This window comes from Gymnodinialimonas ulvae, assembly GCF_037543845.1.
GTDB classification, from domain to species: Bacteria; Pseudomonadota; Alphaproteobacteria; order Rhodobacterales; family Rhodobacteraceae; genus Gymnodinialimonas; species Gymnodinialimonas ulvae.
In genome coordinates this window covers 707,190-728,596 of sequence record NZ_JBBIFX010000001.1, presented here as the reverse complement: position 1 = coordinate 728,596, position 21,407 = coordinate 707,190, and the positions used below count along the sequence as shown (strand labels likewise).

Below are 21,407 nucleotides of genomic sequence, written 5' to 3'. Positions count from 1 at the left end.
AATTTCTTAACAGAAGGTTAATTTCCAGGTGGAGTAAGTAATTCATGGCCCGACGCGCACGTCTTTTTTCGTCCATTGCTGTCACAACCGCCGTGCTTGCCGCGGCACCGCTCCATGCGACAACGGTTGAATTCAACGCCATCTCCACGGCCAGCAGCAATTCAAGCGCCAGTGCCAGCGCGTCCTCGGGCCCGAACGGCACCACCACCTCCGCCAGCGCCAGTGCAAGCGGCCCCGGCGCATCCGCGTCCGCAAGCAGCTCCGGGCCAGTGCCTGCGCGGATCACGTTTGACGAAAGCAACGGGGCGCTGGCCGCGTTTGATCCCAACCGGCGATTTGATCCCTACAGCCAATCTAATCAATACGGTCGTCGTGTAGAAGTCTGGCAGGAAAGTGGGTTCGACGTCGCATTCGACGCGGATATCGCGGGCGATATGCAAAACTACAATATGTCGTTCAGTGACTTGTACATGAGCGATACCGGGTGTTGCGAGGGTGCGTTCAGCTTCATGAATGTGACCCGCCCCGATGGCGCGTCCTTTTCACTCGATGGCATGGACTTCAGAACGTTTGGGCGCTCGCACGAGTTACTCTTCGGATATTTTCAACCCGAACAAGGGTCGTCGCTGAGCGCGGAATCCATGGCCTTTGCAATGATCGACGACGATTTGCGGTTTACCGGCGAACGGGCGGATGGATCCGTCGTAAGCGTTGATGCTTCGACACATCTGGACGTGTCGCGTCCTTTTGAGCCGGTGCAACTCGGCGGTCACCATTATTATTTGCTCGACGATGGCCCCGTCTCGTTGGACCTCGACCCAAGCGAGCTTGGGCAATTGACCGATCTTGTGTCGCTGACCATCAGCGCCGCAGGCGACCGCCGCGATATTTTTGACCGGTCGCTCCCCTTCATGGACCTGTCGTCCGCGATGGCGGCGGGATATGACGCATGCCTGCGCTCGGGAAGCCCAACCCTCTATCAGCGATGCGAAGTCGCCGGGCTTGGGACGTTCATCTTCGAGATGGAATACATGTTCGAACAAAACTATGTCTTTGCGTCATTTCCCGGGGCGCTCAACCTCTCCGTCAACGCCGCCCCGGCCCCCGTGCCGCTGCCTGCTGGCGGTTGGCTCCTGATTGCCGCGGGTGGCATGTTGGTGGGTCTGCGCCGTCGGGCCCGCGCGCGGGCCAGCGCCTGAACACTCGCCCTTCCCTGACAAGACCGTGACACGCCCCCGCCCAAGCGCGGGGGCTTCTTGTTGTCGGGTCGCGTTCCGATTATCTGACGGGTTCCCGTCCCGAAGACGCACCGGACCCACGCGATGCCGATCAAACTGCCCGACAGCCTGCCCGCCTATGACATCCTCGCCCGCGAGGGGGTCATGGTCATGCCCGAGGACAGCGCGTCGAAACAGGACATCCGCCCCCTGCGCATCGGGCTGTTGAACCTGATGCCGAAGAAGATCCAGACCGAGACGCAATTCGCGCGCCTGATCGGGGCGACGCCGTTGCAGGTGGAGTTTTCGCTGATCCGCATGTCCGAGCATGAGACCAAGAACACCTCGTCCGAACATATGGAGGCATTCTACCGACCCTTCGCGGAGGTCGAGGCGACGGGCGAAAAGTTCGACGGCCTCCTGATCACCGGTGCGCCGATCGAGCACCTCGCCTTTGAAGATGTCACCTATTGGGACGAGCTGACCCGGGTGATGGACTGGACGCAGACCCATGTGCATTCGACCTTCGGCATCTGCTGGGGCGGCATGGCGATGGCCTATCATTTCCATGGCATCGCGAAACACATGTTGGAGGCGAAGGCCTTCGGCTGCTTCCGGCACCGCAACATCGCGCCCGCCTCGCCCTATCTGCGGGGCTTTTCCGACGAGGTGGTGATGCCCGTCAGCCGCTGGACCGAAATGCGACAGGCCGAGATGGAAGGCGCGGGCCTCAAGACGCTGGTCGCGTCCGATGACGTGGGCCCGGCGCTGGTCGAGGATACAGCGCATCGTGCGCTCTACGTGTTCAACCATTTCGAATACGACAGCGATACGCTGAAGCAGGAATATGACCGCGACGTCGATGCGGGCACGCCGATCAACGTGCCGGTGAATTACTACCCCGCCGACGACCCGCGCCGCGCTCCGATGAACCGATGGCGCAGCCATGCGCATCTGCTCTATGGCAACTGGGTCTCCGAGCTCTATCTGACCACCCCCTACGACATGGATCAGATCGGTCTGGCGAGCACGGATTTGCGGAAATGAAATTCCTTCTTGGGATCTTGGTCCTCCTCACCGGGGTCGCGATTGTCACGCTTTGGCGCGCCGCTGCCCACGAACGCGCCGCACGGGCCGAGCATCCGCCCGCGGGCCAATTCGTCGAGGTCAATGGCACCCGCGTGCATTACGTCGAGGCAGGGTCCGGGCCGAGCGTGGTTCTGATCCACGGCGCGTCCGGCAATGTGAACGACTGGACCTTCGACATGGTGGCCCGGCTCAGCGACCGCTACCGCGTGATCGCCTTCGACCGTCCGGGCCTTGGCTATACGGATATGATCGGGCGCAACGCCCAGGCCGCCGATCAGGCGCGCTTGCTGGCCGATGCGGCGGCGGCGTTGGGGGCCGAGCGGCCCATCGTTGTGGGCCATTCCTACGGCGGTGCGGTGGCGCTGGCCTGGGCGCTGGAACGGCCCGACGCAGTGTCGGGCTTGCTGGTTCTGGCCGGGGCGTCGCATCCGTGGGACACCGGAACAGGCCTCTATTACACGCTGCTGTCGCATCCGATCAGCGGGCCGGTCCTGGCCAACCTGATCACCGCCTGGGTGCCCGAAAGCTATGTCGCGCGCAGTGTCGAGGCGGTGTTCGCGCCGCAAGACGCGCCCGATGGCTATGTGGCGCACTTTGGTCCCGGCCTGACTCTGCGCCGCTTTTCGCTTCTGGAAAATGCGCAGCAACGCGCGAATTTGCTGCCGCAGATCGAAGCCATGGCGCCGCGCTATGGCGAGATCGAAGTGCCGACCGAGATCCTGCATGGCGACGCCGACCTGACCGTGCCGCTCCACATCCATTCCGAGCCCCTCGCGCAGGCCATCCCCGGCGCCAATCTTGTGGTGATGGAGGGGATCGGCCACATGCCCCAACATGCCGATCCGCAAGCGCTCAGCCAGGCCATCGACCGGTTGCATGCCGTATCGGGTTTGCGTTAAGCGCCCGCAATGCCTAATGTAATAGGCAATAACATTCCCGGTCAGACCGGGCCTTGAGAGGCGGGCAAGCCATGAGCAACAGCCATGTCGGCGCAATCAGCGCCTATTTCGACGACCTCGCCCCCGATTGGGTGCGCGATCAGATCAAGGCGGCCAAGAAGAACCGCGTGCTCGACCCGTCCTATCCCTATGGCAAGCGGATGGAGAAGGGTGCGTATGAAGAGGATCTGGCCGCGCTGCAGATCGAATTGGTGAAGATGCTGGCCTGGGTGCGCGAGAGCGGCGCGCGCGTGGCGGTGGTGTTCGAGGGGCGCGACGCGGCCGGCAAGGGCGGCGCCATCAAGCGCATGCGCGAGAACCTCAACCCCCGCGCGGCGGGTGTTGTGGCGCTATCGAAACCGACCGAGCGCGAGGCCGGACAATGGTATTTCCAACGCTATATCAAGCACTTGCCCGCCGCCGGCGAAATCCGCCTGTTTGATCGAAGCTGGTACAATCGCGGAGTTGTGGAGCAGGTTTTTGACTTCTGCACGGACGCGCAGCGCGAAACGTTCTTTGCCCAACTGCCCGGCTTTGAAAGCACCCTTGTGCAGGACGGGATCCACCTGACGAAGATCTGGCTGAATGTCGGGCGGGCCGAGCAATTGCGCCGGTTTCTCGACCGGGAGGGGGATCCGCTCAAGCAATGGAAGCTGAGCTGGATCGATGTCGACGGCCTGCAGAAATGGGACGCCTATTCCGAGGCGATTGCCGAGACGCTGGAGCGTTCGCACACCACCGCCGCGCCCTGGACGATCATCCGCTCCGACGACAAACGCCGGGCGCGACTGGCGGTGATCCGTGCGGTGCTGCAGGGGCTGGAGTATGACGGCAAGGACAGCGATGTGACCGGCGCGCCCGATCCCGAGATCACCGGCGGGCCCGAGATCTGGTCCGATCCCGGACATGTGACGCGGTAATGCCAAAACGCGGCTACCATCACGGCAACCTCAAACAGGCCCTGGTCGATGCGGCCCTGCGCCTGATCGAGACGAAGGGACCGACGGGCTTCACCCTGTCGGAGGCCGCGAAGAACGCGGGCGTGACCCCGGCGGCGGTGTATCGCCATTTCGAGGGGCGCGAGGATCTGATCGCGGAATGCGCGCGGCAGGGGCACGAGATTTTCGCCGACCTCATGGCCCATGCGTTCAACGGTGGGCAACCCTCGGCACTGACGGCCTTCGAGGCCACGGGCCGGGCTTACCTCGCCTTTGCGCGCAAGTTTCCCGGTCACTACATGGCGATGTTCGAAAGCGGCACATCGGCCAACGCAACGCCCGAACTGGCCGCAGCGGCGAACAAATCGCGCGACGTCCTGGAACGCGCAGCAGAGGCGCTGTCGGCGCATATTCCACCCGAAAAACGCCCGCCCCCGTCGATGTTCTCGGCCCATATCTGGGCGATGAGCCACGGTGTGGTGGAGTTGTTCGCGCGCGGGCGCCCCGGAGCCAACGCGCCGTTCCCGCCCGAAGACCTGCTGGAGGCCGGGATCGGCATCTACCTGCGGGGGCTTGGGTTGATCGAGGCGGATGGGTAGCGCGTCAGCGGCGAATGTCGCGTCCCTGGCCTGCCGTGGGATTGCCTCGGGCGGATTTATTTTTACAGCAAAGAAGGACGCGCTGCGCGCAAGTGGCGCGAGTTACGCAAACAGCTCGTGGCACAGCTCCAGCGCGTCGACCAGCACATCAACCTCGGCCTTGGTGTTGTACATCCCGAAGCTGGCGCGGGCGGTGGCGTTCACACCCATATGTTCCATCAACGGCTGCGCGCAATGGTGGCCCGCGCGCACTGCGACGCCCTTCTTGTCGAGTACTGTCGAGATGTCATGGGCATGGGCCGCGCCCTCAAGCGTGAAGCTGAAAATCGCACCCTTTCCGGCGGACTTCCCCTGCAATTGCAGCCAGTTCAGCCCCTCGAGCCGGTCCTTTGCATAGCCCGCAAGCTCGGCCTCATGGGCGGCGATCCTGTCCATGCCGACGCCCATCATGTAGTCCAGCGCGACGCCAAGCCCGATCTGTTGCACGATACCCGGTGTGCCGGCCTCGAACTTCATCGGCGGATCATTCCAGGTGACCGCATCGCGGTGCACCTCGCGGATCATGTCGCCGCCGCCCAGGAACGGGCGCATCTCGGCCATGCGGTCCTTGCGGATATGGATCGCGCCCGACCCGCTCGGGCCATAAAGCTTGTGGCCGGTGATCGCGTAGAAATCGGCGCCGATCTCTTCCACGTCAACCGGCATATGCACCGCCGCCTGTGATCCATCGACAAGCACCGGGATGTCGCGCGCATGGGCCGCCTCGACCACGGTTTTGACGTCAAAGACGGTGCCAAGCACGTTGGACATGTGGCTCATGGCGATCAGCCGGGTTTTCGGGCCCATCGCGTCGATCACCGCCTGCGGATCCAGATCGCCATTGGCATCCACATCGACCCACACCAGCTTCACGCCCTGCCGCTCGCGCAGAAAATGCCACGGCACGATATTGGCGTGATGCTCGGCAATGGTCAGGATGATCTCGTCGCCTGCCTGCATCCGGGGCATGGCCCATCCGTAGGCCACAAGGTTGATCCCCTCGGTGGTGCCGGAGGTGAAGACAATCTCATCCTCATCCTTCGCGCCGAGGAACCGCGCAATCGTGCCGCGCACGCCCTCATATTTCTCGGTCGCGAGGTTGCTGAGGTAATGCAGGCCGCGGTGCACGTTGGAATATTCCTGTGCGTAGGCCTGCGTGATGGCGTCGATCACCACCTGCGGTTTTTGCGCCGAGGCGCCATTGTCGAGATAGACCAGCGGTTTGCCGTTCACCTCGCGGGCGAGGATGGGGAAATCGGCGCGGATCGCATGGATGTCATAGCTCATATCGATGGTTCCGTCGGAAGCCCGATCCCAAGCAGGGTCAGGACCAGGCTGAGGGTGAAAAGGATGCCCAAAAAGCTCAGCAGCGTCATCAGGAAGACCTGACCGACCGAAGTAAAGCCGTGGAGCACAGTGATGAAGTGGCTCAGAAGCCAGAAAAACAGGGCAATCGCGAGCAACGAGACGATGCCGGCCAAGGGCGGGACAACAAGGGCAAACACCAATTGCACGACTTGCAAGACGATGAAGATGAACTGCAGCCAGGTCACCAGCGCCAGCGCGCCGTCGAACCCGCCGGTGCCGCCGAAGATGTGCCCGATACGGACGATCGCGTGCACGCCGAGGAACAGGAACGCGCCCTGCAAAAGGCCAAGGACCACGGGCGATTGCCCCGTCAGCGGGCCGTCTTCGGGCGGGCCAAGCGCCAACATGACCAAAATCCCGAGGATCATCGACAGCACGATCATCAGCGAAAACGCCAACCAAAGTGCCGCGCGCGGCAGGCCAAGGCGCAGGATCGCCTCAGCGCCTTCGGACGGGTCCGAAACTGTCTGGCGCACCATTTCCATCAGGACCGGAAGCCGCAACAGATCACTCATCTCGGCCCCTCCCATCCCGCGACGCGCAGGTTCATCGTCCAGTTCCACATCAACACCGCGAACCACATGAAGCCCACAACGCTCAGCGCCGGACCCGGCCCGATCATGCCGAAAACCAGCCCGTGGAACAGCTTGAGCGGCACCGCCACCACCAACGCCCAGAACAACGCCAGCCGCGAAGCCGTGGTGTCCGGTTTGCCGCCGAGCAGCTTTGCGATCAGATGACCAATCATCGCCACCCCATAAAACACCAGCGGCAGGATCAGGAACCAGACCATGATTTCCGCCGACAACAGCGCGTCGAATTTGGCATCCACCATGCCCGCGGGCACTTCGACGCCCTCGATCGGACGCACATCGTTGCGTTCGGCGGCGATCGCGGCCTCGAACTCCGGGTCGGGCAGGTTTGCGCGGCGCGAGACGCCGGGCAATTGCGACACGAAGCCCATGGCCATCGCCAGAAGCAGGAACACCAGACCCGTCTTTTCGTCGGCCCCACGCGCCAGCAACCCGGAAAACACCGGGCGCGGGCGCCTGTAGGAGCCGACGATATCGGGGACAAGTGCCATTCGCTTCAGCCCTGCCTGCGCCGCTCCAGCCAGTGCATCAGCCGCGCGGTAATGTCATCGCGCAGATCCTCACTGTCGATTTCGTCAATCGCTTCGGCCAGGAACGCCACCACCAGAAGGTCCGTCGCGATATCGGTGGGCACGCCGCGCGAGCGCAGGTAGAACAACGCCGTCTCGTCAATCGCGCCGGTGGTCGAGCCATGTGAACAGGCCACATCATCGGCGTAGATTTCCAGCTCTGGCTTGGCCTGGAACGAGCTGTCGTCATCGAGAAGGAGCGATTGGCTGATCTGATAGCCATCGGTTTTCTGCGCGCCTTCTTTGACAAGAATCTTGCCTTGAAACACGCCCTCGGCCCCGTTGCGCAGCACCTTCTTATACACCTGGCGACTTTCGCAGCCGACGGCATCATGGGTCACGAAGACCGTGTCGTCATGGTGGAACGGCGCGCCCTTGGCATCGCCCAAGGCGGCCCCGGCCACATGGGCCGAGCAATTATCCCCCACGATTTCAATGACATGCTCATTGCGTGTCATCACACCATTCGCGGTCAGCGTGAAGCTCTTGTACAAGGACTCCGCCCCGACCCGGCCAAACATATGCGTCGCAGCCCGGCGTTCGTGGTCACGGCCCTGCGCGCGGACATGGTGGAACGCGCCGGTGTCGGCCACGTCGATCTCCATGCATTTGTTGAAGCGCGCCGCCGCTGGCCCGAGCTCCAGAATCGTGACCTCGGCGCCCGGCTCGACCTTCACCAGATGGTGCAGGATCGCGTCCGAGGTTTCGTCGCGGTGCAGGTAGATGAAGCACACCGGCTTGGCCGCCCTGCCGGTTGCGCGGATCACCACGCCATCGGTGGCAAATGCGGTGTTGAGCGCCGCCAGGGGCCGCGCCACAGGGTCCTGACCCGCCGTCTCCCGCACGCCATACAGATCACGCGCCCAGTGGATGTCGGTGGACATCGCATCGGACAGACGCTCGATCTCCAACCCCGCCATTTCCAGCGGATCAGAGCGGTCGGCGTCGAACACGCCATCGACAAACACGATGTTCAGCTTGTCGATATCGCCGAACACCGGCGGCTCGTCACGGTCATCGAAGATCGCGGCGCGCGGCGCGCTGGCCTGTACCAGGCTCGCAGGGTCGGTGTAGCGCCAATACTCATCGCGCCGCGTCGGCAGACCCATCTCACGCACGCGGGCCAGCGCGGCCTTGCGCGCCTCCTGCGCCCAGGTCGCGCCGTCGGGCATGGACAGCGCGGCAATCCGCGCCTCGGTCGCATCCATTTTCGCAGCAGGGGCCGCCATTACGCCACCTCCGCCAGGATATCGGCATAGCCGTTCTTCTCGACCTCAAGGGCCAGTTCCGGGCCGCCGGTTTTCACGATGCGGCCATCGGCCATGATGTGCACGACATCGGGTTTGATGTGGTCGAGCAGCCGTTGATAATGCGTGATCACAAGGAACCCACGCCCCGCATCGCGCAGCGCGTTGACCCCTTCGGAGACCAGCTTCATCGCGTCCACGTCGAGGCCGGAATCCGTCTCATCCAGAATGCACATCTTCGGCTCAAGCATCGCCATCTGCAGGATCTCGTTGCGCTTTTTCTCGCCGCCCGAGAAGCCCACATTGACCGGACGCTTCAACATGTCCGCGTCGATCTTGAGATCCTTCGCCTTGGCGCGGATCAGCTTGAGGAAATCGCCCGCGCTGATCTCGTCCTCGCCACGTGCCTTGCGCTGCGCGTTGAGCGCCGTGCGCAGGAAGGTCATGTTGCCCACGCCGGGGATCTCGACCGGGTATTGGAACGCCAGGAACAGGCCCGCCGCCGCGCGCTCTTCGGGGTCCATATCCAGCAGGTCTGCCCCCTCCAGCGTCGCCGCCCCGCCGGTGACCTCATAGCCGTCGCGCCCCGACAACACGTAGGACAAGGTCGACTTGCCCGAGCCGTTTGGCCCCATGATCGCGTGCACCTTGCCGGCCTCGACGCTCAGGTCGACGCCCTTCAGGATCTGCTTGTCTTCTTCTTCCAGTTTTACGGCCAGGCCTTTGATCTCAAGCATGGGATACCTCATCAGGTTGGGCAGCGCGCAGCTCTGCCGGGAAATGGCGCAAAAGGCTCTCGCGGCAACGCTCGATACCTTCTTTGTAGGGAATCGGGCGGTCCTTGACGGCACGCGCCGCCGCAGGAAGATCCGCGATTTCAGTGGGATAGGTCATGTCGCGCCCGATGGATGCGGCATAATCGTGGTATTTCAGACGGCCCTGGTCTTCGGGGTCCAACCAGGTGTTCGCCACGCCGTAGGCATCGGCGACGATCAACCCGTGCAGGCTGGCCGAAAACACATGGGCCGAGGCCGCGATCTCTCGGCAGACCGTCACCGGATCACCACGCACGTCGATCAGGTGCAGCGCCGGATCATCGGCCACCATCTGCGCGAACCGCGGGTCGTCCATCTGGCTGTGATGCGGCACGATTGCGATGCGGTCCCGCCGCGCGGGCGCGGGCCCGATGGCCGCATCCGCCAGAAGCCCGGGATCGCCGAACTCCGTCACCTTCAGGCGCAAAAACGCCGCCGTGATCGGCCCCCGCAGCAGACGCACGCGCACGTTTTCAAGAAACTCCTTGCGCATGAACGGGTTGAGCACCCCCGTCCCCCACAAGATCGGCCCCTCGCCCCGGCTGTGATCGGTCCAATGCTTGGCGATCACATGCATCAGGGACCCCAAGGCAAAGAGCTCCGCCTGTTTCGGGCGCACCTGTTCGACCTTACGGCCCGACACATGCTCCACGATCAGGTGGCTCAACGCATCGCCGAAATTCGGCGCGGGCCAATAGTAAAGGCGCAGCGGCGGTGTCATGCGCGCGTCTCCATCCGCTCTTCCGGCACGCAAAGGAAATTGCGGTTTTCCGGATAATGCTTGACCGACGCCGGCAGCGCGAAACCATGGGCCAGCCGCCAATCGGCGAAGTCGTGGATATTGCCGCGGTCGACCTCGACCAGAAGCACGGGGCGCATACGTTTGATGGTCTTGGACAGGCCCCGCAAGACCTCCATCTCCATCCCCTCGACGTCGATCTTGATGAAATCTGGCGTCTCGTTGGACAGGAAATCATCGGGACGCAGGGTCGCGATGCCGCCCTGCCCCGGCATCATCCGCGCCGCGCCAAGGTTCTTGCGCCGCTCGGACATGGCGAACCCTTCGGCGTCCACATCGGACGCGCCGAAGCCCACATAATCGAACGTCGTGCGGCCGTGCAGATCGTTCATCACAAGGTTCAAAACCAGCAAACGATAGGCTAAAGGATTGGGTTCGAACGGAATAATCCGACCCGCGCCACAAAACAGCCCGGCGAAGAGGCTATGATTGCCCACGTTGGCCCCGATATCCAGAAACGTACCGCCCGACGGCAAATGCTGGCGTATCAGGGCCAGTTCTTCCGGCTCGAAAAACGCGCCGTTGCGGTGCGTGCGCTGAATGGGGTCGCGCTCCATATCGGTCGCGAAGTGGACCGCCTGCCCCTCGATCTCGCACTCCGTCACACCCACGGACGCCAGATCCTCCACGTCCGCACTGAGCAAACGCGCCAAAACGGCATCGCTTTGGCAAGTGCCATAGGCAGTATGGAGGGCGTCGTGGATCACGCGCATGCCCCCCATCCGGGTCGGCCGATAGCATGTCTGGAAGTGCATATCATGGAATCAATCTTGGTCTTTGTTCTCAGCAAATGGGGCGTCCAAGCCAAGAGAAGCGATGGCAATAGGCCGCTTCTGCGGTACCTGTGCCCCATAATGTCGGATCAAGTGCTCCGAGGGTCCCGGTTCCCGTGGCAAGCACAACTGCCAGCAACAACGAAAGACCGGCCACGCCCATTATGATCCGGCGCAGTGGCATGGATCAGCCCACCGACCCTTCCAGCGAAATCGCCACAAGCTGCTGCGCTTCCATGGCGAATTCCATCGGAAGGGCCTGCAACACTTCGCGCGCGAACCCGTTCACGATAAGCGCGACGGCTTCTTCCTCGTCCATGCCGCGCGACTGGCAGTAGAACATCTGATCATCGTCGACCTTGGATGTCGTCGCCTCATGCTCCACCCGCGACGAATTATTCTTCACCTCGATATACGGCACCGTGTGCGCCCCGCATTTGTCACCGATCAGAAGACTGTCGCATTGCGTGTAATTGCGGCTATCCTTGGCCTTGGGATGCATCGACACCAGCCCGCGGTAGGTGTTCTGCGCCTTGCCCGCGCTGATCCCCTTGGACACGATCCGGCTCTTCGTGCGCTTGCCCAGATGCACCATTTTCGTGCCGGTATCGGCCTGCTGCATGTTGTTGGCAATCGCGATGGAGTAGAATTCCCCCTGGCTGTCGTCGCCGCGCAGGATGCAGGACGGATATTTCCACGTCACCGCCGATCCCGTCTCCACCTGCGTCCACATCACCTTTGACCGATCCCCCCGGCAATCGGCGCGCTTGGTGACGAAATTGTAGATACCGCCCTTGCCGTTCTCATCGCCCGGAAACCAGTTCTGCACGGTCGAATACTTGATCTCCGCATCGTCCAGCGCGACCAATTCGACAACTGCCGCATGCAATTGGTGGGTGTCGCGCATCGGCGCGGTGCAACCTTCGAGGTAAGAGACGTAGGACTCCTTGTCCGCGATGATCAGCGTGCGCTCGAACTGGCCCGTGTTCTCCGCATTGATCCGGAAATAGGTGCTCAATTCCATCGGGCATTTCACGCCGGGCGGAATGTAGACGAACGAGCCGTCCGAGAAGACCGCACTGTTGAGCGTGGCAAAGAAATTGTCGGTGATCGGCACGACCGAGCCGAGGTATTTCTTCACCAGATCCGGGTGATCCTTGATTGCCTCGCTGATCGAGCAGAAGATCACGCCCGCCTTGGCCAGCTCCGCCTTGAACGTCGTGCCTACGGACACAGAGTCAAAGACCGCATCGACCGCCACCTTGCGATCCTCCGGCCCCGGCTCCACACCGGCCAGAAGCGCCTGCTCCTTCAGCGGAATCCCCAGCTTTTTGTAGGTTTCCAACAGCTTGGGATCGACCTCATCCAACGATTTCGGCTTTTCCTCCATGCTCTTGGGGCGCGCGTAGTAATACTGATCCTGATAGTCGATCTTCGGGTAATCGACCATCGCCCACTCGGGCTCCTGCATCTGCTTCCAGCGTTTGAAGGCCTGCAGACGCCAATCCAGCATCCATTCCGGCTCGCCGTTCTTTTCGCTGATCAGGCGGACGATATCCTCGTTTACGCCCTTGGGCGCGTATTCCATCTCGATCTCGTCGGTGTTCCAACCGTATTTGTACTTGCCGCCCAGATCCTTGACCGCATCCACAGTGTCCTGATCGACGCCATCCTTGACGGCCACATCGGTCTCCATCGCGCTCATCTCAAACCCTCCTGCGGCGACACTTGCGCCAGTTTCCTGCAAGCCCCCCTCAGGCGGGGGCCAATTTCTTTCTTCGGGCGCCAAGCCACGCGTCGCAAAACGCCATGACCTCCGCCTCCGTCGTCTCCGGCCCCAACGACACGCGCAACGCGCATCCCGCCTCGGCCTCCGAATACCCCATCGCGCGCAACACGCCCGATGCCTTGACCTTGCCGCTCGAACAGGCCGAGCCCGCCGAGACAGCAAACCCTGCCAGATCCATCGCCATCACCTGCGTCTCACCCTTCCACCCTTCGGTGAGGAACATCGACGTGTTCGGCAACCTGTCCGCGCCTTTCCCGACAAAAATAGTCGATTGTGCGCCGGCTTCCAGAGCACCTTCTAGAATATTTCTAAGTTTTTCCACCTCGGCCCAGACGCCCCGCCCCAAATCTTGCGCTGCCGCCTCGGCTGCGGCCCCAAATCCGGCAATCCCGATCAGGTTCTCGGTCCCATGGCGTCGCCCCAACTCCTGCCCGCCGCCGCGAATGCGCGCCTCAACATCAAGCCCGCGCTTCATCACCAACGCGCCGACCCCCTTGGGCCCGCCGATCTTGTGGGCCGACACGAACACCATCTCCACCCCCGACCAATCAAACGCCAACGGCACCTTGCCAAAGCCCTGCGTCCAATCGCTCACGGCCAGCCCCGCGGGCATCTTCTGCATCACACCGGTCTCGGAATTGGCCACCTGCACGCAGGCGCGCCCCGGCTCCGGCACCGCCACGATCCCGTCCCGCGACACCGCCAGATCCTGCGCGCCCCAGGCCAGCACCGCGTCATGCTCCACCCCGGCCACCGACAGCCCGCGCCCCGCCATCGCCAAACCGGCCGCCTCGGTCGCGCCCGACACAAACACTACATCCGCCGCCTGCGCGCCCAAGGCCTCGGCCACCTGCGCGCGCGCGCGCTCCATCATCGCCTTGGCCGCGCGCCCTTCCGCATGGACAGACGACGGATTGCCCAAGATATCCATAGCCGCCCCCATCGCGTCCCGCGCCTCCCGCCTCAGCGGGGCGGTCGCATTCCAATCAAGATAGACCCGCGCCCTCACACCACGCTCCCCGGCCCGCCACAAAACGCGCCCCCGCTTCCTTGTTTCAAAAATACTCCCGCCGGAGGCTCCGCAGCCTCAACCCGCACAGGCCACGCCATGTCGCGCCCCCGCCCGCGACACGCACGACCCCGCGCGCTACTCATCCACCAACTCAAACAGGTTCGGCACCGCCGGGCACGGCACAAGATCGTTCTTCACCACATCCGACAATCGCGTCTGATGCAGGAACACATAGACATGGGCCGAGAACCCTTCCCACAACCGGTTGGTCAGGCTTTGTGCTCGGCTGCCCGACGCCCCGCCCGAGGCCCCCGCCCCGGTGTGCAGCGCCGAGACCGTCTCATCGACCGCCTCGAAAATCTCCACCACGCGGATATCGCTGGCCATGCGCGCCAGCTTGTAGCCTCCGCCGGGCCCACGCACCGACGTCACCAGATCGGCCCGGCGCAGCTTAACGAAGAGCTGTTCGAGATACGGCAAAGAGATGTCCTGCCGCTTGGACAATTCCGACAACGGCGTCAGGGCGTCTTCGGGCTGTAGCGCAAGGTCGGCCATCGCCACCATCGCATAGCGCCCCTTGGTGCTCAGTTTCATCGTCACCCCCGAAAAACAAGGGCGCAACCCGCCCTTCCGATTGACCTTTGCGGCCCTCCCGCTTAACTGCGGATAACTTTGGGGCGCAGCGGACGTACGCGCCCCAATTTGGAATCGTTCTAAGGACACTCAGGCGGCCCGTCAAGAAAGCCGCCCAGGTCCCGAGCACGCGAAGACACACGAAGGAGACAGGATGCCCGAGGTCATTTTCCCCGGACCCGAAGGCCGGCTCGAAGGCCGCTATCACCCCCAGAAGGCCAAAGACGCTCCGATCGCGATCATCCTGCACCCGCATCCTCAGTTCGGCGGCACGATGAACAATCGCGTCGTCTACAATCTGCACTACGCTTTCCATCAGATGGGCTTCACCGTGCTGCGGTTCAATTTCCGGGGCGTGGGCCGCTCGCAAGGCGAATACGATCAGGGGATCGGCGAGCTCTCGGATGCCGCGAGCGCGCTCGATTACCTGCAGTCAATGAACCCCAATTCCAAGCATTGCTGGGTCGCCGGTTTCTCTTTCGGTGCCTGGATCGGCATGCAACTTTTGATGCGCCGTCCCGAGATCACCGGCTTCATCTCGGTCTCGCCGCCCGCCAACATGTACGACTTCTCGTTCCTCGCCCCCTGCCCGTCCTCGGGCCTGATCATCAATGGCACCGCCGACCGGGTGGCCAAACCGCAAGACACCCGCATTCTCGTCGACAAGCTGCACGAGCAGAAGGGCATCACGATCACCCATGAGGAGATGGAGGGCGCGGGCCATTTCTTCGAAGACCCCGCCATGGATCCGATGATAGACCATGTGCAGACCTACGTCCGCCGCCGCCTGACTGAAAACACACGGTAAACCGACATGAGCCGCCTTGCCCAAGAGCTTGCCGAACAACTCGCAATCGACACAGTGGACGCCGCTGACAAGCTTGGCGACGAGACCCTGACCGAGACGATTGCAAAATCCGTCGGCGCGTCCTCCCCCACCACCGAAGAGCTGTTCCGCACCGCCGTGCGCACACTCGTCGCCGAGCGCCGCGCCCGCCGTCTTCTGCAGGAAAAGCTTGCCGTGATCACCGCGCCGCCGCCATCCTAGGGTGAGCGTCGTCCGGCAAGACGCTGTAATCTAATACTATATCATCACAAACGCCCTGTGGATACAGGCCGCAATCCCTTGCGTGGCCCTCAAAACGTAGGGCGCAGGCCCCGCCGGATCCGGAACGAGCACACACTTTTCTCGAACTCTGCCCTGATGCTCACCCGCGACACCGCGCCTCGCGGTATACCATCGTATACCCCCTTCCCAGACCGCCCTGCCTCCGTTAAGACGGGCGCAAATTCTCCTACCCCGGACCGGAGGGCCTCCAATGACCACCCCAGACATCATCTACACCAAAGTTGACGAAGCGCCCGAGCTGGCCTCCGCCTCGCTCCTGCCGATCATCCAGCGTTTCGCCTCGGCCGCGGGCATCACGGTGGGCACCAAGGACATCTCGCTGGCGGGCCGCATCCTGGCGACCTTCCCCGAGCACCTCAGCCAAGATCAACGCATCCCCGATGACCTCGCCGCCTTGGGTGAGCTGGTCAAAACCCCCGACGCCAACGTCATCAAGCTGCCCAACATCTCCGCCTCGGTCCCGCAACTCGTCGCAGCCATCGAAGAGTTGCAGGCCAAGGGCTACGCGCTCCCCGACTACCCGGAAAACCCGCAAACCGACGCCGAAAAGGCGATCCGCGCGAAATATGACGGCATCAAGGGATCCGCCGTGAACCCGGTCCTGCGCGAAGGCAATTCCGACCGCCGCGCCGCCGCCGCCGTCAAATCCTATGCACAGTCGAACCCACACCGCATGGGCAAATGGACCGCAGACAGCAAGACGCGCGTTGCCGCCATGTCGGGCGGGGATTTCTTCTCCAACGAGGTCTCCGCGACCCTGCCCAAGGCCACCGGCGCCAAGATCGTGCTCGAAACCGCCTCCGGCACCACGACGCTCAAAGACGGTCTCACCTACCCCGCCGGCACCGTGGTCGACGCCACCTACATGTCGGCCGCCGCGCTCGACGCGTTTCTCGCCGCCGAGATCGAAAAGACCAAAGCCGAAGGTGTCCTGTTTTCGCTGCACATGAAGGCCACCATGATGAAGGTGTCGGATCCGATCATCTTCGGCCACGCCGTCAAAACCTTCCTCGCGCCCGTCTTCGAGCAATTCGGCGATGAAATGGCCGCGCTTGGCGTGAACCCCAATTCCGGCCTCGGCGACCTGCTGGAACGTGTGAACGGACATTCGGAAATCATGTCCGCCATCGACGCCTGCATGGCCGACCGCCCCCCGATGTACATGGTCGACAGCGACAAGGGCATCACCAACCTGCATGTCCCCTCCGACGTCATCATCGACGCCTCCATGCCCGCGCTAATCCGGGCCGGTGGCAAAGGATGGGGCCCGGACGGGGCCGAGGCCGACGCGGTCTGCGTGATCCCCGACAATTCCTACGCGCCCGTCTATGACGAGACGATCAAGTTCTTCAAAGCCAACGGCGCGCTTGACCCTGCCACCGCAGGCACCGTGCAAAACCTTGGCCTGATGGCGCAGAAGGCCGAGGAATACGGCTCCCACCCCACCACCTTCGAGATGCCCGAGGCGGGGACCGTCAAGATGATCCTCGACGATGGCACGATCCTGCACTCCCACGATGTCGCAAAGGGCGATATCTGGCGCTCGGCCTCCGCCCGCAAGGCGCCCATCGAAGACTGGGTGCAACTGGCCATCTCGCGGCAGAAGGCGACCGGGTTCCGCTCGATCTTCTGGCTGGATGAAAACCGCGCCCATGACGCACAGCTCATTGCCTACGTGAAGCCGATCCTGGAAGCCGCTGGCGTTGCGGATAAATTCGAGATCATGGCCCCGCGTGAGGCCACCCGCGCCTCGCTTGAGACCATCACCAAGGGCGAAAACACCATCGCGATCACCGGCAACGTGCTGCGCGATTACCTCACCGACCTGTTCCCGATCCTTGAATTGGCGACCTCGGCCAAGATGCTGTCGATCGTGAAGCTGATGCAGGGCGGCGGGCTGTTCGAGACCGGCGCGGGCGGCTCCGCGCCCAAGCACGTCCAACAATTGCACGGCGAAAATCACCTCCGCTGGGACAGCCTCGGCGAATTCTGCGCCCTGGGCGAAAGCTTCAAGTTCCTCGCCGACGCGCGCGGCAACGCCAAGGCGCAGGTGCTCGGCGACGCGGTGGAACAAGCCACCCAAGGCATCCTCGACGACAACCGCTCGCCCGGGCGCAAACTTGGCCTGCCCGACAACCGCGACAGCCATTATTGGTTCGCCCGCTATTGGGCCGAGGCGCTGGCAAACGGCCCCGATGCCGACCTTGCGGCGGAATTCGCCCCCATGGCCAAGGCGCTGGCGGACAGTGAGGCCACCATCATCGCAGAGCTCGACACCAGCGCGGGCGCTGCGGCCGATACCGGCGGCTATTACATGAACACCGATGACAAACTCGCGGCGGTCATGCGCCCCTCGGCCACGCTTAACCGCATCATCGGCTAGCCCGCGCGCCCCGTGTCTTGGGGCTGTCAAGGATCGCGCCACGCGACGGCCCATGGCCGCTTGTCCTTGATCGCCCCACGCCTGGGAACACGTTCGATTACGCGCGTTCAGGGCAGACCTGACCCTGAACCGCGTCTCCGCAGAACACTCCAACCCCATGCTCGCGCGCAGACACCAGCCAATTGCCGGGATGGGGAACGGGGTGAAGGACAGCCCGGCACGGCGCGCCCCTTGCCACCCACGCCCCACTCCGCTCTAACCGAATACAACCCAGACGCGACCCAACAGGACCGCCAAAATGACCAAAATCAAGGTAGACAACCCCATCGTCGAGATGGACGGCGACGAGATGACCCGCATCATGTGGGCGTTCATCAAGGAAAAACTCATCCTCCCCTACCTCGACATCGACCTGCTCTATTACGATCTGGGCATCGAAAGCCGCGATGCGACCGACGACCAGATCACCGTCGACGCCGCCGAGAAAACCCTCGACGTGGGCGTGGCCGTCAAATGCGCCACAATCACCCCCGATGAGGCGCGCGTCGAGGAATTCGGCCTCAAGAAGATGTGGCGTTCGCCCAACGGCACCATCCGCAACATCCTCGGCGGCGTCATTTTCCGTCAGCCGATCATCTGCAAGAACGTCCCCCGCCTTGTGCCCGGCTGGACCAAGCCCATCGTCGTGGGCCGCCACGCCTTTGGCGACCAGTACAAGGCGACGGACATGAAGTTCCCCGGCGCGGGCACGCTGACGATGAAATTCGTGGGCGAAGACGGGACCGAGATCGAACACGAGGTCTACAAAGCCGACAGCGCGGGCGTGTTCATGTCGATGTATAATATCGACGCCTCGATTTACGACTTCGCGCGCGCCTCGCTCAATTACGGCCTCAACCTCGGCTGGCCGGTCTATCTTTCGACGAAAAACACCATCCTGAAACAATACGATGGCCGCTTCCTCGAAATCTTTCAGGAGGTCTTCGATGCCGAATTCAAGGACGCCTTCGAGGAAAAGGGTATCTGGTACGAACACCGCCTGATCGACGACATGGTCGCCTGCGCGATCAAATGGAACGGCGGCTTCGTCTGGGCCTGCAAGAACTACGATGGCGACGTGCAATCCGACGTCGTGGCGCAGGGTTTCGGCTCGCTCGGCATGATGGCCTCCGTCCTGATGACCCCCGATGGCAAGATCGTCGAGAGCGAAGCCGCCCACGGCACCGTCACCCGCCATTACCGCAACCACCAGGAGGGCAAGGCGACCTCCACCAATTCCATCGCCTCGATCTATGCGTGGACCGGCGGGCTCAAGCACCGCGCCAAGCTCGATGACAACGCCAAGCTGATGGAATTCGCCGAAACGCTGGAGCGCGTGATCGTCGAAACCGTCGAGGCCGGCGATATGACCAAGGATCTCGCGCTGCTGGTCGGCCCGGATCAGAAATGGCTGACCACCATGGGTTTCCTCGAAAAGATCGACGAGAACCTCAACAAGGCGCTGGTGGGCTAAGGCGCAGCGCTCCGCCCACATTCCTGGGCCACGCCGCCACATCCGGCCTGGCCCGAAAACCCTTTCGCATCCTGTCGTTGGGTGCGGCGGGCGTGGGCACTTTGATCACCGCACAGCGCGGGGTCTTCCATTGAAATTCGGGAGGTCTGCACGGCTTGGCGTGTCTATCCCGGCGCGCACGTCGCCGAATGCCGGGACATCGCGCATGGGGCGATTGGGTTGCTGAACGCGGCGACCTGTTTCCGATCGCCGCCGCTCCTGTCCGGGTTGCTGCGCCTCACCAAGCGCCATCGCATCTCACAAAAACACCGCCCTGACATGTCGCGGTTACAATCGCGTGCGACACTGCCGCTATGATCGTCATGCACCACAACCCCGACTGCGGCACGTCGCGCAATGTCCTGACCCTGATCCGCGCCACGGGCGTTGAGCCTGAGGTTATCGAATACCTGCAAACCGGCTGGAGCCGGGCGCAGCTTCTTGGCCTGTTTGCCGCCGCCGATCTCACCCCGCGCACGGCCCTGCGGACGTCGAAATCTCCCGCCGAAGAGCTTGGCCTGACCGATCCGGCGACATCCGATGCCGCCATCCTCGATGCGATGCTCGCCCACCCGGTCCTGGTGAACCGCCCCATCGTCTGCACGCCCAAAGGCGTGGCGCTGTGCCGTCCGTCTCATACGGTGGTTGACCTGCTGCCCACGCCGCCCGATGGCCCGGTGCTCGACGAGACCGGCACGCAGATCTGGCCCGCCCCCTAAGGCGCACCAGGCCTCAACCACGCCCCTCCGCGCGGCACGGACGCGGATCAATACCCGCGCCCGTCCCGTCGCTTCGGTGAGGACCGTCTAATCGGCGGCGTTCCGTGAGTGATCGACGCAGCCCACACTGCCCCGCGGGCGCGTCCGACGGTCCGACCGGATCCTGCCCCGTGAGCCTGCCTTCAAACGGTTAAGAAATCGTGTCGCTGGCTCAAGCGTTCACGTCCACCACGACACGGCCCCGCACGCCCCCCTTCAGGATTGCACGCCCAAGATCGGGCAGATCGGCCAGCGTCGCGGGCTCCACCATCGCCTCGAGCTTGTCCATGGGCAGGTCCTTGGCGATGAAATTCCACGCCCGCACCCGGTTTTCATAGGGCTGCATCACGGAGTCGATGCCCAACAGGTTCACCCCGCGCAGCAGAAACGGGATCACCGTCGCCGGAAGGCCCGCGCCCCCCGCAAGGCCCACCGCCGCGACCGAGGCGCCGTACTTCATCTGCCCCAAGACGCGCGCCAGCATGTCGCCGCCCACCGCATCGACGCAGCCCGCCCAGGTCTCGGCCTCCAGCGGACGCTTGACCGTCTCGTTCAATTCCTCGCGCGCCACGATCCGCGTGGCCCCCAGCGATTTGAGGTAGCCTTCCTGCTCCGGACGGCCCGTGACCGCGGCAACCTCATGACCGAAATTGGCAAGGATCGCGGTTGCGACCGAACCGACACCCCCGGCAGCGCCTGTCACCAAAACCTCGCCATTTCCGGGCTTTAGGCCGTGATCTTCAAGTGCCATGATCGCCAACATCGCGGTGAACCCAGCGGTGCCCACGGCCATCGCCTGCCGCGTGCTCAGCCCCTCGGGCAACGGCACCAGCCAATCGGCCTTCACCCGCGCCTTCTGCGCGTAGCCGCCCCAATGCGCTTCACCCACGCGCCAGCCGGTCAGCACGACCTTGTCGCCCGGCTTGTAACGGTCGTCATCCGAGGCCTCGACCGTCCCCGCGAAGTCGATGCCCGGCACATGCGGATAATGGCGCACAAGCCCGCCGCCCGGCCCGATGCACAACCCGTCCTTGTAGTTCACGGTGGAATATTCGACGGCCACCGTCACGTCGCCCGCGGGCAATTGGTCTTCGGTGATTTGCTGGATCGAGGCGCTGGTTTTGCCCTCGTCATCCTTTTCGACCATCAAGGCGTTGAAGCTCATCT

21 protein-coding genes are annotated in these 21,407 nt (G+C 63.3%); 10 read left to right on the top strand and 11 right to left on the bottom strand.

All coding sequences use genetic code 11. The features are described from left to right. Positions 1-44: 44 nt before the first annotated feature. From V8J83_RS03510 to V8J83_RS03490, 5 genes are all read left to right on the top strand, one after another. Complete coding sequence (locus tag V8J83_RS03510; protein ID WP_339983532.1) at positions 45-1,199, top strand: hypothetical protein; 1,155 nt, start codon at positions 45-47, stop codon at positions 1,197-1,199. A 123-nt stretch (positions 1,200-1,322) separates the two neighbouring features. After that, a complete protein-coding gene (locus V8J83_RS03505; RefSeq protein ID WP_339983530.1) occupies positions 1,323-2,264 on the top strand; it encodes a homoserine O-succinyltransferase in 942 nt (313 codons plus the stop codon). Continuing rightward, complete coding sequence (locus V8J83_RS03500; RefSeq protein ID WP_339983528.1) at positions 2,261-3,205, top strand: alpha/beta fold hydrolase; 945 nt, start codon at positions 2,261-2,263, stop codon at positions 3,203-3,205. The genes V8J83_RS03505 and V8J83_RS03500 overlap by 4 nt, the downstream gene beginning before the upstream one ends. A 71-nt stretch (positions 3,206-3,276) precedes the next feature. Continuing rightward, positions 3,277-4,164 (top strand): polyphosphate kinase 2, encoded by an 888-nt coding sequence (gene ppk2, locus V8J83_RS03495; RefSeq protein ID WP_339983526.1) that lies wholly within the window; start codon positions 3,277-3,279, stop codon positions 4,162-4,164. After that, positions 4,164-4,781, top strand: coding sequence for a TetR/AcrR family transcriptional regulator (locus tag V8J83_RS03490; RefSeq protein ID WP_339983524.1), 618 nt, complete (start codon positions 4,164-4,166; stop codon positions 4,779-4,781). Before ppk2 ends, V8J83_RS03490 begins: the two co-directional genes overlap by 1 nt. A 102-nt stretch (positions 4,782-4,883) precedes the next feature. Here V8J83_RS03490 and V8J83_RS03485 read toward each other — a convergent pair whose 3' ends face one another. The 10 genes from V8J83_RS03485 to iscR form a co-directional block, all read right to left on the bottom strand. Then, positions 4,884-6,107: a cysteine desulfurase gene (locus tag V8J83_RS03485; protein WP_339983522.1), complete on the bottom strand. Its 1,224-nt coding sequence runs from the start codon at positions 6,105-6,107 to the stop codon at positions 4,884-4,886. Then, entirely contained in the window at positions 6,104-6,703 is a 600-nt protein-coding gene (locus tag V8J83_RS03480; RefSeq protein WP_339983520.1) for a Yip1 family protein, read from the bottom strand. Before V8J83_RS03480 ends, V8J83_RS03485 begins: the two co-directional genes overlap by 4 nt. Beyond that, positions 6,700-7,272, bottom strand: coding sequence for a hypothetical protein (locus tag V8J83_RS03475; protein ID WP_339983518.1), 573 nt, complete (start codon positions 7,270-7,272; stop codon positions 6,700-6,702). The genes V8J83_RS03480 and V8J83_RS03475 overlap by 4 nt, the downstream gene beginning before the upstream one ends. 5 nt (positions 7,273-7,277) lie before the next feature. Next, positions 7,278-8,579 (bottom strand): SufB/SufD family protein, encoded by a 1,302-nt coding sequence (locus V8J83_RS03470; RefSeq protein ID WP_339983516.1) that lies wholly within the window; start codon positions 8,577-8,579, stop codon positions 7,278-7,280. Next, positions 8,579-9,334 (bottom strand): Fe-S cluster assembly ATPase SufC, encoded by a 756-nt coding sequence (gene sufC, locus V8J83_RS03465; protein ID WP_339983514.1) that lies wholly within the window; start codon positions 9,332-9,334, stop codon positions 8,579-8,581. The genes V8J83_RS03470 and sufC overlap by 1 nt, the downstream gene beginning before the upstream one ends. Then, a complete protein-coding gene (locus V8J83_RS03460) occupies positions 9,327-10,133 on the bottom strand; it encodes a polysaccharide pyruvyl transferase family protein (protein ID WP_339983512.1) in 807 nt (268 codons plus the stop codon). Before V8J83_RS03460 ends, sufC begins: the two co-directional genes overlap by 8 nt. Beyond that, the gene (locus tag V8J83_RS03455) at positions 10,130-10,966 is read right to left on the bottom strand and encodes an FkbM family methyltransferase (protein ID WP_339983509.1); all 837 of its coding nucleotides are present in this window, start codon (positions 10,964-10,966) and stop codon (positions 10,130-10,132) included. The genes V8J83_RS03460 and V8J83_RS03455 overlap by 4 nt, the downstream gene beginning before the upstream one ends. A gap of 205 nt (positions 10,967-11,171) precedes the next feature. Further along, positions 11,172-12,689: a Fe-S cluster assembly protein SufB gene (gene sufB / locus V8J83_RS03450; protein ID WP_339983507.1), complete on the bottom strand. Its 1,518-nt coding sequence runs from the start codon at positions 12,687-12,689 to the stop codon at positions 11,172-11,174. A 49-nt stretch (positions 12,690-12,738) separates the two neighbouring features. After that, a complete protein-coding gene (locus V8J83_RS03445; RefSeq protein WP_339983505.1) occupies positions 12,739-13,782 on the bottom strand; it encodes a cysteine desulfurase family protein in 1,044 nt (347 codons plus the stop codon). 138 nt (positions 13,783-13,920) lie between these two features. Next, positions 13,921-14,379 (bottom strand): Fe-S cluster assembly transcriptional regulator IscR, encoded by a 459-nt coding sequence (gene iscR, locus V8J83_RS03440; protein ID WP_339983503.1) that lies wholly within the window; start codon positions 14,377-14,379, stop codon positions 13,921-13,923. A 193-nt stretch (positions 14,380-14,572) separates the two neighbouring features. On the opposite strand from iscR, the gene V8J83_RS03435 reads away from it, so the two are divergent. From V8J83_RS03435 to arsC, 5 genes are all read left to right on the top strand, one after another. Then, positions 14,573-15,226, top strand: coding sequence for an alpha/beta hydrolase (locus V8J83_RS03435; RefSeq protein ID WP_339983501.1), 654 nt, complete (start codon positions 14,573-14,575; stop codon positions 15,224-15,226). Positions 15,227-15,232: 6 nt separating this feature from the next. Beyond that, positions 15,233-15,466, top strand: coding sequence for a hypothetical protein (locus V8J83_RS03430; protein ID WP_339983499.1), 234 nt, complete (start codon positions 15,233-15,235; stop codon positions 15,464-15,466). 271 nt (positions 15,467-15,737) lie between these two features. Beyond that, the gene (locus V8J83_RS03425) at positions 15,738-17,930 is read left to right on the top strand and encodes an NADP-dependent isocitrate dehydrogenase (RefSeq protein WP_339983497.1); all 2,193 of its coding nucleotides are present in this window, start codon (positions 15,738-15,740) and stop codon (positions 17,928-17,930) included. Between the two features lie 298 nt (positions 17,931-18,228). Then, positions 18,229-19,443 (top strand): NADP-dependent isocitrate dehydrogenase, encoded by a 1,215-nt coding sequence (locus V8J83_RS03420; RefSeq protein WP_339983495.1) that lies wholly within the window; start codon positions 18,229-18,231, stop codon positions 19,441-19,443. Between the two features lie 353 nt (positions 19,444-19,796). Next, positions 19,797-20,201, top strand: coding sequence for an arsenate reductase (glutaredoxin) (gene arsC, locus V8J83_RS03415; protein ID WP_339983493.1), 405 nt, complete (start codon positions 19,797-19,799; stop codon positions 20,199-20,201). A 211-nt stretch (positions 20,202-20,412) separates the two neighbouring features. Here the strand turns inward: arsC and acuI are convergent, their stop codons facing one another. Further along, on the bottom strand, positions 20,413-21,405 hold the full coding sequence (acuI, locus tag V8J83_RS03410; RefSeq protein ID WP_339983491.1) for an acryloyl-CoA reductase: 993 nt from the start codon (positions 21,403-21,405) through the stop codon (positions 20,413-20,415). Positions 21,406-21,407 lie beyond the last annotated feature (2 nt).

Coding starts and splice junctions, on each gene's coding strand:
- V8J83_RS03490 (WP_339983524.1), top strand. CDS start 4,164: ATGCCAAAACGCGGCTACCATCACGGCAACCTCAAACAGGCCCTGGTC.
- arsC (WP_339983493.1), top strand. CDS start 19,797: ATGATCGTCATGCACCACAACCCCGACTGCGGCACGTCGCGCAATGTC.
- V8J83_RS03425 (WP_339983497.1), top strand. CDS start 15,738: ATGACCACCCCAGACATCATCTACACCAAAGTTGACGAAGCGCCCGAG.
- iscR (WP_339983503.1), bottom strand. CDS start 14,379: ATGAAACTGAGCACCAAGGGGCGCTATGCGATGGTGGCGATGGCCGAC.
- V8J83_RS03475 (WP_339983518.1), bottom strand. CDS start 7,272: ATGGCACTTGTCCCCGATATCGTCGGCTCCTACAGGCGCCCGCGCCCG.
- V8J83_RS03500 (WP_339983528.1), top strand. CDS start 2,261: ATGAAATTCCTTCTTGGGATCTTGGTCCTCCTCACCGGGGTCGCGATT.
- V8J83_RS03480 (WP_339983520.1), bottom strand. CDS start 6,703: ATGAGTGATCTGTTGCGGCTTCCGGTCCTGATGGAAATGGTGCGCCAG.
- sufC (WP_339983514.1), bottom strand. CDS start 9,334: ATGCTTGAGATCAAAGGCCTGGCCGTAAAACTGGAAGAAGAAGACAAG.
- ppk2 (WP_339983526.1), top strand. CDS start 3,277: ATGAGCAACAGCCATGTCGGCGCAATCAGCGCCTATTTCGACGACCTC.
- V8J83_RS03430 (WP_339983499.1), top strand. CDS start 15,233: ATGAGCCGCCTTGCCCAAGAGCTTGCCGAACAACTCGCAATCGACACA.
- V8J83_RS03435 (WP_339983501.1), top strand. CDS start 14,573: ATGCCCGAGGTCATTTTCCCCGGACCCGAAGGCCGGCTCGAAGGCCGC.
- acuI (WP_339983491.1), bottom strand. CDS start 21,405: ATGAGCTTCAACGCCTTGATGGTCGAAAAGGATGACGAGGGCAAAACC.
- V8J83_RS03470 (WP_339983516.1), bottom strand. CDS start 8,579: ATGGCGGCCCCTGCTGCGAAAATGGATGCGACCGAGGCGCGGATTGCC.
- V8J83_RS03460 (WP_339983512.1), bottom strand. CDS start 10,133: ATGACACCGCCGCTGCGCCTTTACTATTGGCCCGCGCCGAATTTCGGC.
- V8J83_RS03485 (WP_339983522.1), bottom strand. CDS start 6,107: ATGAGCTATGACATCCATGCGATCCGCGCCGATTTCCCCATCCTCGCC.
- V8J83_RS03510 (WP_339983532.1), top strand. CDS start 45: ATGGCCCGACGCGCACGTCTTTTTTCGTCCATTGCTGTCACAACCGCC.
- V8J83_RS03455 (WP_339983509.1), bottom strand. CDS start 10,966: ATGCACTTCCAGACATGCTATCGGCCGACCCGGATGGGGGGCATGCGC.
- V8J83_RS03420 (WP_339983495.1), top strand. CDS start 18,229: ATGACCAAAATCAAGGTAGACAACCCCATCGTCGAGATGGACGGCGAC.
- sufB (WP_339983507.1), bottom strand. CDS start 12,689: ATGAGCGCGATGGAGACCGATGTGGCCGTCAAGGATGGCGTCGATCAG.
- V8J83_RS03505 (WP_339983530.1), top strand. CDS start 1,323: ATGCCGATCAAACTGCCCGACAGCCTGCCCGCCTATGACATCCTCGCC.